General features: G+C 72.1%; 15 protein-coding genes. 2 read left to right on the top strand and 13 right to left on the bottom strand.

Annotation, left to right across the window (positions count from 1 at the left end; translation table 11 throughout):
* Positions 1–7 precede the first annotated feature (7 nt).
* The 5 genes from ACVWWH_RS06385 to infC form a co-directional block, all read right to left on the bottom strand.
* A complete protein-coding gene (locus ACVWWH_RS06385; protein ID WP_066497298.1) occupies positions 8–961 on the bottom strand; it encodes a cation diffusion facilitator family transporter in 954 nt (317 codons plus the stop codon).
* A gap of 94 nt (positions 962–1,055) precedes the next feature.
* Positions 1,056–1,919, bottom strand: coding sequence for a TrmH family RNA methyltransferase (locus ACVWWH_RS06390; RefSeq protein WP_457316025.1), 864 nt, complete (start codon positions 1,917–1,919; stop codon positions 1,056–1,058).
* 111 nt (positions 1,920–2,030) lie between these two features.
* Entirely contained in the window at positions 2,031–2,414 is a 384-nt protein-coding gene (rplT, locus tag ACVWWH_RS06395; RefSeq protein WP_066497295.1) for a 50S ribosomal protein L20, read from the bottom strand.
* 92 nt (positions 2,415–2,506) lie between these two features.
* The gene (gene rpmI, locus ACVWWH_RS06400; RefSeq protein ID WP_066497294.1) at positions 2,507–2,701 is read right to left on the bottom strand and encodes a 50S ribosomal protein L35; all 195 of its coding nucleotides are present in this window, start codon (positions 2,699–2,701) and stop codon (positions 2,507–2,509) included.
* 169 nt (positions 2,702–2,870) lie between these two features.
* The gene (infC, locus tag ACVWWH_RS06405) at positions 2,871–4,031 is read right to left on the bottom strand and encodes a translation initiation factor IF-3 (protein WP_066497292.1); all 1,161 of its coding nucleotides are present in this window, start codon (positions 4,029–4,031) and stop codon (positions 2,871–2,873) included.
* A 321-nt stretch (positions 4,032–4,352) separates the two neighbouring features.
* On the opposite strand from infC, the gene ACVWWH_RS06410 reads away from it, so the two are divergent.
* The gene (locus ACVWWH_RS06410; protein WP_371829519.1) at positions 4,353–4,769 is read left to right on the top strand and encodes a DUF1844 domain-containing protein; all 417 of its coding nucleotides are present in this window, start codon (positions 4,353–4,355) and stop codon (positions 4,767–4,769) included.
* Between the two features lie 19 nt (positions 4,770–4,788).
* Here ACVWWH_RS06410 and ACVWWH_RS06415 read toward each other — a convergent pair whose 3' ends face one another.
* The 8 genes from ACVWWH_RS06415 to ACVWWH_RS06450 all read right to left on the bottom strand — a co-directional run bounded on the left by ACVWWH_RS06415 (position 4,789) and on the right by ACVWWH_RS06450 (position 10,989).
* Entirely contained in the window at positions 4,789–6,099 is a 1,311-nt protein-coding gene (locus tag ACVWWH_RS06415) for an MFS transporter (protein WP_457316026.1), read from the bottom strand.
* Positions 6,100–6,144: 45 nt separating this feature from the next.
* Positions 6,145–7,035: an SseB family protein gene (locus tag ACVWWH_RS06420; protein WP_457316027.1), complete on the bottom strand. Its 891-nt coding sequence runs from the start codon at positions 7,033–7,035 to the stop codon at positions 6,145–6,147.
* Positions 7,036–7,776 carry a bifunctional 1-(5-phosphoribosyl)-5-((5-phosphoribosylamino)methylideneamino)imidazole-4-carboxamide isomerase/phosphoribosylanthranilate isomerase PriA gene (gene priA / locus ACVWWH_RS06425; RefSeq protein WP_457316028.1) on the bottom strand — a complete coding sequence of 247 codons (741 nt, stop codon included), beginning with the start codon at positions 7,774–7,776 and terminating at the stop codon, positions 7,036–7,038.
* Positions 7,777–7,806: 30 nt separating this feature from the next.
* Complete coding sequence (locus ACVWWH_RS06430) at positions 7,807–7,956, bottom strand: hypothetical protein (protein WP_169803021.1); 150 nt, start codon at positions 7,954–7,956, stop codon at positions 7,807–7,809.
* A gap of 12 nt (positions 7,957–7,968) precedes the next feature.
* Positions 7,969–8,640: an imidazole glycerol phosphate synthase subunit HisH gene (hisH, locus tag ACVWWH_RS06435; RefSeq protein ID WP_457316130.1), complete on the bottom strand. Its 672-nt coding sequence runs from the start codon at positions 8,638–8,640 to the stop codon at positions 7,969–7,971.
* A gap of 83 nt (positions 8,641–8,723) precedes the next feature.
* Positions 8,724–9,356: an imidazoleglycerol-phosphate dehydratase HisB gene (hisB, locus tag ACVWWH_RS06440; RefSeq protein WP_066497286.1), complete on the bottom strand. Its 633-nt coding sequence runs from the start codon at positions 9,354–9,356 to the stop codon at positions 8,724–8,726.
* A gap of 47 nt (positions 9,357–9,403) precedes the next feature.
* Positions 9,404–10,525: a histidinol-phosphate transaminase gene (locus ACVWWH_RS06445; protein WP_457316029.1), complete on the bottom strand. Its 1,122-nt coding sequence runs from the start codon at positions 10,523–10,525 to the stop codon at positions 9,404–9,406.
* 92 nt (positions 10,526–10,617) lie between these two features.
* On the bottom strand, positions 10,618–10,989 hold the full coding sequence (locus tag ACVWWH_RS06450; RefSeq protein WP_084249415.1) for a LysM peptidoglycan-binding domain-containing protein: 372 nt from the start codon (positions 10,987–10,989) through the stop codon (positions 10,618–10,620).
* Between the two features lie 353 nt (positions 10,990–11,342).
* On the opposite strand from ACVWWH_RS06450, the gene lexA reads away from it, so the two are divergent.
* The gene (gene lexA / locus ACVWWH_RS06455; RefSeq protein ID WP_066497283.1) at positions 11,343–12,050 is read left to right on the top strand and encodes a transcriptional repressor LexA; all 708 of its coding nucleotides are present in this window, start codon (positions 11,343–11,345) and stop codon (positions 12,048–12,050) included.
* The last annotated feature ends 1 nt before the right edge of the window (position 12,051 follow it).

Genomic DNA, 12,051 nt, shown 5'->3' on the forward strand with positions numbered 1-12,051 from the left:
CCCGGCGCTATCCGGCGGGCCGTTCCGCGACGGCGGACGGCTGCGCGTCCCCGTCACGGTGGATGTCCGGCTCGAGGTAGATGACCCGTGCGCTCGGGACGGATGAGCGGATCCGGGCCTCGGCTTCATCGATGGTCCGCGCGATCTCGGCCCCGCTCGCCCCGCGGGCCACGGTGATCTTGGCGCCGACCAGGAGCTCCTCCGGGCCGAGGTGCATGGTGCGCAGATGGATGATCCGGGTCCCGTCCGCGGTGATGGCCGCCTCGATGCGCCGCACGTCGGACCGGGTGGCCGATTCGCCCAGGAGGAGCGAGCTGGTCTCCAGGGCGAGCACGGCGGCGATCACCACGAGGAGCAGGCCGATCATGGCCGTCCCCGCGGCGTCCCACAGCCCGTTGCCCGTCACGAGTGTCAGCGAGACCCCGGCGAGGGCGAACAGGAGGCCCAGCAGCGCGCCGAAGTCCTCGAGGAGGATGACGGGCAGCTCGGGCTGCTTCGCGTTGCGCACGAAGGCCACCAGCGACTGGCGGCCGCGCAGCTGATTCGCCTCCTTGACCGCGGTGCGGAAGGAGAGGCCCTCCGCCGTCGCTGCACCCACGAGGATGATGAGCGGCACCCACCACCACGGGCCCTCGATGCCATGGGGGTCCTTGAACTTCTCCCAGGCCTCGAAGAGGGCGAACAGTCCGCCGACGCTGAACAGGACGATCGAGACGATGAACGCGTAGATGTACCGCTCGCGCCCGTACCCGAAGGGGTGCTCGGGATTCGCCTGCTTGCGGGCGCGCTTGCCCCCGAGGAGGAGGAGCAGCTGGTTGCCGGAGTCTGCGACCGAGTGGATCGCCTCGGCGAGCATCGACGAGGATGCCGTGAGCGCGAACGCGAGGAACTTCATCACCGCGATCGACAGGTTTGCTGCCAGTGCGGCAACGACGGCCTTGGTCCCACCACCGGACGACATGGTCCCCTCCTTGCAGAGCCCAGACTGATGTGCAGCCGCTGCCGTGAGGTGCGCACGGACGGCTCCGTCCTACCCTACGGGCATCTGCCCCGGCTCAGCGCCGCTGGCTCCTGGCGCTCGCATACAGGCAGACTGTCGCGGCGGTGCCGACGTTGAGGCTCTCTGCCCGCCCGTAGAGCGGGACGGCGACGCGGTGGTCGGCCAGGTCCTTCTCGGCCTGGCTGAGCCCCTGGGCCTCGTTGCCGAAGAGCCAGGCGGTCGGGTCCTCGAGCCGGTAATCCCCCGCGGTCCCCTCGCCGCCGGCCCTCCGCGCGGCCGAGGCGTCCTGGAGCCCGTCGAGGTCGAGCGGACCGGCGCCGTCGGCGGCAAGGATCTTCAGGCCCGCCCCGCGGGCCTCGGCAGCGAACGCTGCGGGGTCGACGCCGATGACCACCGGCACATGGAAGATCGAGCCGGCCGTGCTGCGGACGGCCTTGGGGTTGTAGATGTCGACGCTCCCCGCCGTGAGGACCACCGCGGAGGCGCCGGCGGAGTCGGCAGCGCGCAGGATCGTCCCCGCGTTGCCCGGGTCCTGGACCCGGCACATGACGGCGAGCAGCCGCGGCTGCTCAGCCAGGACAGCGGAGAGCGGAACGTCGAGCATGGTGCAGACGGACACGATGCCCTGCGGGTTCACCGTGTCGGCCATGGCCGCGAGCACGTCGTCGTCCGCCAGGCGCAGCCGGCCGGTGGCCTCGGCACGATGGGCGATCTCGGGATGGCGGGAGAGACAGGACTCGCTCGCGTAGAGCTCGACGACGATCGGCGCGCCCCCCTCGGCGCGCCGATCGGCGTCCAGGCGCAGGGCCTCGCGCACGGCCTGCGGCCCCTCGGCGAGGAACTGGCGGCGGCGGTTCCTCGCCGCCCGCGTGGCCAGCTTCGCGACATCGCGGACGCGGTCGGCGCGGGGGTTGGTCATGGTCGGACTCGGTATCACGGACCAACTCTAGCGAGCCCGATCCTGCCGGGAGCGCGGCAGCGCCCGCGCAGCCTTGGGCTGCGCGGGCGCTGGGCGATGCTGCTCTCGGGGCTACTTGGCGACCGGAGCGTTGACGTCGGCCGGGAGGGCCTTCTTCGCAACCTCGACGAGGGCCGCGAACGCGGCGGCGTCGGAGACAGCCAGCTCGGCGAGCATACGGCGGTCGACCTCGACCTCAGCGGCCTTGAGGCCCTGGATGAGGCGGTTGTAGGTCAGGCCGTTGGCGCGGGAGGCAGCGTTGATGCGCTGGATCCACAGGCGGCGGAAGTCGCCCTTGCGCTTGTGGCGGTCCTGGTAGCTGTACACGAACGAGTGCAGCAGCTGTTCCTTGGCCTTGCGGTACAGGCGCGAGCGCTGACCACGGTAGCCGGACGCCCGATCGAGGACGGTACGGCGCTTCTTCAGGGCGTTGACTGCCCGCTTCACACGTGCCACGTGCGTACTCCTTTTGAATCTCTCCCAGACACCCGGGCTCTGCCCGGCCGGGATGGCTCGTGGCCCCTCTCAGGGCCGGTGGGTGGAAGAAATCAGATGCCGAGCATGCGCTTGATGACCTTGGCGTCGCCGCCCGAGACGATCTTGTCCGCCGCGAGGCGGCGCGTGAGCGTCGTCGGCTTGTGCTCGAGGTAGTGGCGGCGGTTGGCCTGCTGGCGCTTGAGCTTGCCGGAACCGGTCAGCTTGAAGCGCTTCTTGGCGCCGCTGTGCGTCTTCATCTTCGGCATGGGAACCGATCTCCTTTTGCTTCCCGCGGCACGGGGCCGCGGATTTCGTTGGCGGCCTGCTCGCACAGGCCGACTCGTTGCGTGCCGCCCGCAGGCTGGGCCTGCGGCGGCGGACTCGGCGGGCGGTCCGCTCACCAGGAGCGAGCGGACCGGCCCGGCCAGGTCTGGTCTAGTTGCCCCGGCGGCCGGACGGCCGGGGCGCCGTCGGCTTCGGGGCGGACGGCTTCGGTGCCGCCGACGACGGGCGCGGCGCGCCCGGCTTGGGGACCGAAGGCTTCGGGACCACCGGCTTGGGCGCCGCCGCCGGCCGTGGGGCCGACTGGGCAGGCTTCGGGGCGGCCTCGGCTGCGGGCTTCGGCGCGACCGGCTGCGCGGGCGCAGGGGCCTTGGGCGCCTCGGCCTTCGGGGCCTCAGCCTTGGGCGCCTCAGCCTTGGGGGCTTCAGCCTTCGGAGCCTCGGCCTTCGGGGCCTCGGCCTTCGGAGCCTCAGCCTTCGGGGCCTCGGCCTTCGGAGCCTCAGCCTTCGGGGCCTCAGCCTTGGGGGCTTCAGCCTGCGGCGCCTCGGCGGGCTCCGCTGCCTGGGCCACGGACTCCTCGGGAGCCTCCGCTGCGGCGGGGGCTGCCTCCGGCTCCGCGTTCTCGCGGGCCTGGGCGGCCTGGAGGAACTCGGCGGGGATCGCGTCGCCCAGCGACTGGGTCAGCGGCGCCTGCCCGGCGGTGACCGAGGCGGACTTCGCTTCCTCGGCCTTGGCCTTGTCGGCAGCGCGCTGCGCCGCACGGCGGGCCTCCGCCTTCGCCTCCGCCTTGTTCTTCAGGGGGCCGATCACCATGACCATGTTGCGGCCGTCGATGCGGGGCGACGACTCGATCGAACCGACCTCGGCGACGTCCTCCGCGAACCGCTGGAGCAGCCGGATGCCCATCTCGGGGCGCTGCTGCTCGCGGCCGCGGAACTGGATCATGGCCTTGACCTTGTCGCCGGCACCGAGGAAGCGGAGCGCGTGGCCCTTCTTCGTCTCGTAGTCGTGCTTGTCGATCTTGAGGCGGAACCGGATCTCCTTCAGAACGGTGTTCGTCTGGTTCTTCCGCGCCTCGCGTGCCTTGACCGCAGCCTCGTACTTGTACTTGCCGAAGTCCATCAGCTTGCATACCGGTGGCTTGGCCTGGGGCGCCACCTCGACGAGGTCGAGGTCTGACTCCGTAGCCAGTCGCAGCGCATCTTCGATGCGTACGATGCCCACCTGCTCGCCCGCAGGGCCTACGAGGCGAACCTCGGGAACGCGGATTCGCTCATTGATGCGTGGATCGCTAATGTTCAAGCTCCTGTACATGTGACGGAAGTGCCCCGGCAACAAGGAAGGCCCCCGATTGCCGGTGCAATCGGAGGCCTCGGATGGCGCCCTCCCCGTCGGGGCGAGCCTGCTCGGCCCGACGTGCGCCGGGCCGGCCAACCTGAGTACCCGGCAGCTTTCCGGCCGCGAGGCCCGGACGCCGACAGGTGGGAGGTGATCTCCGCTTGCAAACTGTCAGTCGAGTATACAGGGTAGGCGCACGAAAACCCTCACCAGCGCCCTGTGGGGGTGCTGGCCGGGCTGTCGAACGGCTCACACGTGAATAACGACATCCAGTCGGTCTGTGCCAAGCTTATCAGCATGAGCAGCACCACCCCCAACGCCCCCATGCCCTCCGATGGCGCCCACCGCCACAGCTTCGACGCAGACCCCGCTGGCACCCCGGACGTGGATGCCCGGGTGCGCGACATCGCGGAGGTCGCGGCCGTGGAGGTCATCACGACGACGGCGGTCCACCTCATGAGCGCGGCCGCCGTCAAGTGCGGGCTGGCCGACGGTGCGGACGCGGCCGAGCTGAAGGACCTCGACGAGGCCCGCAAGCTCATCACCGCGCTCGCGGGGCTCGTGACCGCGGCCGCCCCCGAGATCGGCTCGCAGCACGCCGGGCCGTTGCGCGACGGACTCCGTTCCCTCCAGCTCGCCTTCCGCGAGGCGTCCGTGATCCAGGACGAGCCGGGCAAGGGCCCGGGCGAGAAGTACACGGGCCCGGTCAACTAGCGACGGGCGCTCGCCGCGGTCAGCCGACCGACTGCGGCGAGCGGCGCCGTCGTGCGCTCTGCGCGATGATGCCGCCCAGGCACAGGAGGGTCCCCGCGGCGCCGATGCCCACGAAGCCGGACCACGGGCCCACCGTGTCGATCATGGTGCCCGTCAGCGGCGATCCGAGCGCGGTCCCCGCGGTGAGCGCGGACCCGTACCAGCCCATCGCTTCGCCGCGGCGGCGCTCCGGGACGAGCTCGGCGACCCGCTCCGAGGCGGCCGAGAGCGTCGGTGCGCACAGGAGCCCGGGCAGCACCGAGAGCAGGCTGAGGGTCAGCGTGTCGTGGGCCAGGCCCATCGGGATGGTCAGCACGCTCATGGCCATGAGCAGGACCAGTGGCGAGATGGGCCGGTGCATCGCCCCATAGAGCAGGCCTCCGACGAGGGAGGCGAAGCACCAGAAGAAGAACACGACGCCGAGCTGGCCCCCTTCGCCATGCTCGCGCAGGATCGCGACGATCCCCACATCGGTGCCGGAGAGGACCATCCCTGCGCCGAACGCGACCGCCATCACCACGATGACCGCCACGCCGGCCCAGGCGGGACCGCCGGGAACCCGGCCGAGGAGGCGCCGCAGGCCCGACGCTCCGTCCGCCTGGCCGGCAGCGACCTCGGTGGGCGCGGGAGACTCTGCCGACTCCGGCCCGGAGGCCACCTCGACGAGCTCCGCGCCGTCAGCGTCGGTGACCGGAACCGCTCCGGGCTGCCCCGTGCGGGTGGGCGGGTTGAACCACAGCAGGGCGAGGCCTGCCAGCGCTGCCGAGGCGCCGACCCCCATGAGGCCCCAGACCGTGGAGACGTCGACGGCGACGAAGGCGGCGAGGGCGGGGCCCACCATGAAGGTGACCTCGGTGCAGATCGAGTCCAGGGCGAAGGCGGTGCGGCGCTGCCCCGCATGGGTCATGACGCCGAGGGACTGGCGCACCACCGAGAAGACCGGCAGGGCGAAGAGGCCGCCCACGAGCGCCGCGACGAGCAGCCATGGGTAGTCCAGGTGCGGGGCGACGCCCCACACGACCGCCTCCGCCACGATGGAGGGGATGAGCGCGGGCCGCAGTCCCGCCGTGTCGACCCGGCGGCCCCTCCACGGGGCACCGAGGGCGATCCCGATCGTCAGTACCGCCGCCACGGCGCCCGCGGCCGCGTACCCGAGGCCGAGTGTCTGGACGACGTGCAGGGTCAGGAGCACGCCGGCGGCGGAGTGCGGGAGCCGCGCGACCATCGCCACGAGCAGCAGGCGCCGGACCTCTTTCCGGCGCCACAGGTGCCCGTACTGGGCGAAGTCCATGGGTTCCTCTTCCGCGTGCACCGCCCGGCGGTGGCAGGGCGGAACTCAGCCGTCCGCGGCGCGGACCTTGACCTCGATGGAGTCGACGGCTTCCGCGAAGCGGGTGCTGACGGCGAGCCTGCCGTTCAGCTCTGACACCGTCTCACGCACCGCCTCCGCTGGCAAACCCGGTGCGAGGGAGACCGTCAGGCGCAGCTCCGGCCCCGGGCCGCCGCCCGCGACGATGCGCCCCGCCGCGTCCCTCGACGCCACCCCTGCGCCCGGGGAGATCGCGATGCCGCGCACCGGGGAGAGCCCTTCGGCGGCCTTCTCGACCTCGTCCACGAGGGAAGGGTCCGCGTACGAGGGGGTCCATTCCTTCTGCTGGGCGAGCGCCCAGACCGCGGGGCGCCGCAGCACGAGGGTCACGTCAGCGCCCGGGTCGAGCACCAGCAGCTCGGCGCCTTCGGAGACGGCGGAGAGCGCGGCGCGGGGAGCGAACACCGCGACGGGGCGGGCGTCCCCGTGCCACGCCTCGAGGCGTTCGACGGAGGTGAAGACCGGCAGCGCCTTGCGGCCGTCCGGGGCGGCGACCGTCACGAGGGCCATGTCCGCCTCCTTGTCCTCGGCGAAGCCGTGCTCGCCGAGGCCTCCCTCGGCCAGGCTGGCCACGACGGCGACGAACACGCGCGCTCCGGCGAGGGCGCGGTGGATGCCGGCCTCGCTCCCGGTGCCCGCCACGAGGTCGGCGACCGCGGCGGCCACGGCGGGGTCCGGGCGGCCCTCGTCGGCGTCGAACTGGTGGAGGGGGTTGCCGTCGCCGCTCAGGTCGCGCCCGTCCCAGGGCTGGCCGGCGGAGTCGGCTGGGCGGCCGGCGCGGGCGAGCGCCGCGGCGATGTGCCCGGGAAGGTGGCGTTCCGGCGAAGGCGACGGGCCGTCGTCGTGCGCCCCGGCCATTCAGCGCCGCCCGGCGACGTCGAGCGCCTCCGGCAGCGTGAACTGGCCGGAGTAGAGGGCCTTGCCCACGATCGCGCCCTCGACGCCGAGGGGCACGAGGGTCCGCAGGGTGCGGAGGTCCTCGAGGCTGGAGATGCCGCCGGAGGCCACGACGGGCTTGTCCGTGCGGGCGCACATCTGCTGCAGGAGCTCCACGTTGGGCCCGCGGAGGGTGCCGTCCTTGGTGACGTCCGTGACGACGTAGCGGGCACAGCCGGCGTCCTCGAGCTGGGCGAGCACCTCCCAGAGGTTCCCGCCCTCCTTGGTCCAGCCGCGGCCGGCGAGGGTCGTGCCGCGCACGTCGAGGCCGACGGCGATCCGCTCGCCGTGGCGGGCGATGGCCTTGGCCGTCCACTCGGGATCCTCGATCGCCGCCGTGCCGAGGTTCACCCGGGCCACCCCGAGCTCGAGCGCCGCCTCGAGGGAGGCGTCGTCGCGCAGGCCGCCGGAGAGCTCGACCTTGAGCGAGAGGCCGCGCACGACCTCGGCGATGAGCGCCCGGTTGTCGCCGCGGCCGAACGCCGCGTCGAGGTCCACGAGGTGGACCCACTCGGCGCCGGCGTCCTGCCACGCGTGGGCTGCATCGAGCGGCGAGCCGTAGCCGGTCTCGCTGCCGGCCTCGCCCTGGACGAGCCGGACGGCCTGGCCGTCGACGATGTCGACGGCGGGCAGCAGTTCGAGGACGGGGGCCTGGTCGGTCATGGTGTCTCCCTCAATGTCGTCTCCGCCGGCTCACGCGGCCGGCAGGGTCAGCAGGTAGGCCGCCACGAGGGCGGCTGCGGCGAGCGCCCCGAAGGCGATCCAAGTCCAGTTGGGCAGTCCCTGGCGGCGGAACGAGACGGCACCGCCGACCAGCAGCCCCGCGAGGCCGAACAGCAGCACGGACCACATGCGTCAGGACGCCCCGGCAGCGGGCCTGGTGAGCGACTCGACCCAGTTGCGCAGGAGCCGGGCCCCGGCGTCGCCCGACTTCTCGGGGTGGAACTGGGTGGCGCACAGCGGGCCGTTCTCGACCGCGGCGATGAACGGCGCGCCGTGCTCGCTCCACGTCACGAGCGGGGGCGCCATGCGCGGCTGGGCCACCTCGAAGTCCCACGACTGCACCCCGTAGGAGTGCACGAAGTAGAAGCGCTCGTTCTCGACCCCGGCGAAGAGCTTCGAGCCCTCGGGGACGGTGACGGTGTTCCAGCCCATGTGCGGGACGACCTCGGCGGGGAGGAGCTCGACCGTGCCGGGCCACTCGCCGAGGCCCTCGGCCTCGACGCCGTGCTCGATGCCGCGCTCGAACATGACCTGCAGGCCGACGCAGATGGCGAGGACGGGCCGTCCCCCGGCGACGCGGCGGCCGATGATCCGCAGTCCGTCGACCGCGGCGAGCTCCTTCATGACGGTCGCGAAGGCCCCGACCCCGGGCACGACGAGGCCATCCGCCGCAAGCGCGTCCTCGGCCTTCGAGCTCAGGGTGACGGCCGCTCCGGCGCGCTCGAGGGCGCGGACCGCGGAGCGGACGTTCCCCGATCCGTAGTCGAGCACGACGACGGTGGGCCGGCCGTGCGGGTCCGGCACCTTCTCCGCGGCGTGCCTCGGGTCGACGACGACCGCGCCCGGGGTGCCCTCGGGGGCGGTGGGAAGGGCGTCGGGCGCCGCGGTCACAGGGCCCCCTTCGTGGACGGGATGGCGTCGCCGATGCGCGGGTCCGGCTCGACGGCGGCGCGCAGGGCCCGGGCGAAGGCCTTGAACTGGGCCTCGACGATGTGGTGCGGGTCGCGGCCCGCGAGGACGTTCATGTGCAGGCAGATCCCGGCGTGCAGGGTGATGGCCTCGAACACGTGGCGCGTGAGCGAGCCGGTGAAGTGGCCGCCGATGAGGTGGTACTCCTGGCCCGCAGGCTCCCCGCTGTGGACGAGGTAGGGGCGCCCCGAGACGTCCACGACCGCGTGCGCGAGCGCCTCGTCGAGCGGCACCGAGGCCTCGCCGAAGCGGCGGATGCCGGCCTTGTTCCCGAGCGCCTGCTTGAGGACCTCGCCGAACGTGATCGCGATGTCCTCGACGGTGTGGTGGACGTCGATATGCGTGTCCCCGGTCGCCTTCACGGTCAGGTCGATCAGCGAATGCTTGGACAGGGCCGTGAGCATGTGGTCATAGAACGGGACGCTGCTGGAGATGTCGGAGCGGCCGGTGCCGTCGAGGTTGATGTCGACGAGGACCGAGGACTCGCTCGTGGTGCGCTCCATCCGCGCGGTCCGCTGGGTCACGGGCGCGGTCTGCAGCTCGGTACTCATGGGTGTGTGTCCTTCGATCAGGCGTCTGCGGGGGGTGCTTCTCTATTCTAGGCGGCGGGCAGGCGGCCGTCCGCGGCGAGGAGCTCCTCGAGCCGTGTCAGGAACGCGCTCGTCTCGCGCTCGGTGCCCGCGGTGACCCGCAGGCTGCCGGGGATCCCGACGTCGCGCACGATCACGCCCGCCTCGAGCAGGCCGTGCCAGATCTTCTGCGGGTCGTCGAGACCTGTGAAGAAGACGAAGTTCGAGTCCGAGGACGCCGGCGTGAGGCCCATGCGCGCCAGTTCCTTCACGATGCGGTCCCGCTGGTGCTTGATCTCCTCGACCTCGGCCATGAGCGAGGCGCGGTGCTCGAGCGCGGCGAGCGCCGTGGCCTGGGTGACGGCGGAGAGGTGGTACGGGAGGCGGACAAGGCGCAGCGCGTCGATGACCTCGGGGGCGGCGGCGAGGTAGCCCAAGCGTGCGCCGGCGAGGGCGAAGGCCTTGCTCATGGTGCGCGTCACGATCAGCCGGGGGCGGCCGGGCAGCAGCGTGAGGGCGCTGTGCGTGCCGAGCTGGGCGAACTCGGCGTACGCCTCGTCGACGATGACGATGGCCTGGCTCGCCTCGCCCGCCTCGTAGACGGCCTCGACCACGTCGAGGCCGAGAGCCGTCCCGGTCGGGTTGTTGGGCGAGCACAGGAAGACGATGTTCGGGGCGAGCTCGCGCACCTGGCGCGCGGCCGAGGCTGCGGTGAGCTCGAAGTCCTCCTGGCGGGTGCCCTTCAGGTAGGCGGTGCCGGTCCCGGCGGCGAGCAGCGGGTACATCGAGTAGGTGGGAGGGAAGCCGAGGGCCGATCGCCCCGGGCCGCCGAAGGCCTGGAGGATCTGCTGCAGCACCTCGTTCGACCCGTTGGCGGCCCAGAGCTGCTCCGGGGCGAGGCCGTGACCGAGGTACTCGGCAAGGGCCTCCCGCAGCCGCGTGAACTCACGGTCCGGATACCGGTTCAGGCCCCCGACGACTCCGCGGACGGCCTCCACGATGGCATCCTGGACGTCCTGCGGAACGCCGTGGGTGTTCTCGTTGACGTTGAGCTGGATGGGGACATCGATCTGCGGCGCGCCGTACGGATGCTGGCCGCGGAGGTCATCGCGGAGAGGGAGCCGGTTGAGTCGCTGAAGCTGGTCGTCCACCGCTCCAGCCTACGCCAGCGCCCTCGGCGCACCCCATTCGGAGGCGGCAGGACGGGACGTTCGTGACGCCCGGCACCGGAGCGGCCCTGCGGCTACTTGAGGACCGGGACGAGGATCTGTTCGCCGGGGAGCACCCGGACGCCGGTGAGGCCGTTGAGGTCCTGGATCTGGCTGACGGTGACCCGCGGGTCCTGGTTCGGCACGCGCCGGGCGGCGATCGTCCACAGGGACTCCCCCGGCTGCACCGTCACGGTCACGGTGGCCCCCGGGCCGGTGAGGGGCGCCGCGCCCGCCTGGGCCGGCACCGTGAGGGCCGCCCATGCGATGAGCATCGCGAGCGTTGCCAGGAACAGCGGGACGACGACGAGGACGATGCGCCCCCGCCGCGTCAGGCGCAGCGGCGTGCGGGAGGTCCGTGCCGCGCGGGGTGCCGCGAGGGGGCCGAGATGGATCGCGTGTGCCATGGTCTGCCTTCCCCTGCACCTCCCGGGTCCGGCGGCGCGGCAGGCTTCGATTCTTCGAAGCTCCGGCGCAGGAGCGGGACTCGGAGGTGCAGCTTTTTCGAATGCATCTTCGAACTGCTTGGTTCCTTCCTAGCACCTGTCCACGAACAATGTCCAGACTCGCTCGAACATGTGTTTGAAAGGTGCACACAACTGTCCTACGGTGGGAGCAGCACGGGGCACGGGCACGAACCTTCGGACCGGCTGCTCCCTTTCGAGGCCATGGAGACATGGTGCGGAGGGGGTCCGACAGTTCTGGTCCCGAGCCGGCACAGGCCGCGCGGAGGCGCGGGCGGCGAAGGGACAGGGACGGCATGGCACCACGGACGAAGGCGGCAAAAGGGCTGACGGCGCGCCAGAAGAGGATCCTCGAGACGATCCAGCGCTCGGTACAGCTCAAGGGGTACCCGCCCTCGATGCGCGAGATCGGCGACACGGTCGGGCTCGCGAGCCTCTCGAGCGTCACGCACCAGCTGTCGCAGCTGGAGAAGCTCGGCTACCTGCGGCGCGACCCGAAGCGTCCGCGCGCCATGGAGGTCCTGATGCCGCTCACCCTCGACGAGGGCGAGCTCAGCGTCAGCGGCGAGGGTGCCGCGGCGCTGCTCGGCGCCGGCGGGGCCACGCTGGAGACCATGGCGTCCGCAGCGGACACGGCCATGGTCCCGCTCGTCGGCCGCATCGCTGCCGGTGGCCCGATCCTCGCCGACCAGGCGGTCGAGGACGTCATGCCGCTCCCCCGCCAGCTCGTGGGCTACGGGGAGCTGTTCATGCTCCGCGTCAAGGGCGACTCGATGATCGATGCGGCCATCTGCGACGGAGACTGGGTCGTCGTCAGGCGGCAGAACAGCGCCGAGAACGGCGACATCGTCGCGGCCCTGCTCGACGACGAGGCCACGGTCAAGACGTTCCGGCAGCGGGACGGCCACACCTGGCTCCTGCCGCAGAACACCAGGTACGAGCCGATCCTGGGCGACGAGGCGACGGTCATGGGCAAGGTCGTCTCGGTGCTGCGCTCGGTCTGAG

This window comes from Sinomonas sp. RB5 (genome assembly GCF_054063535.1).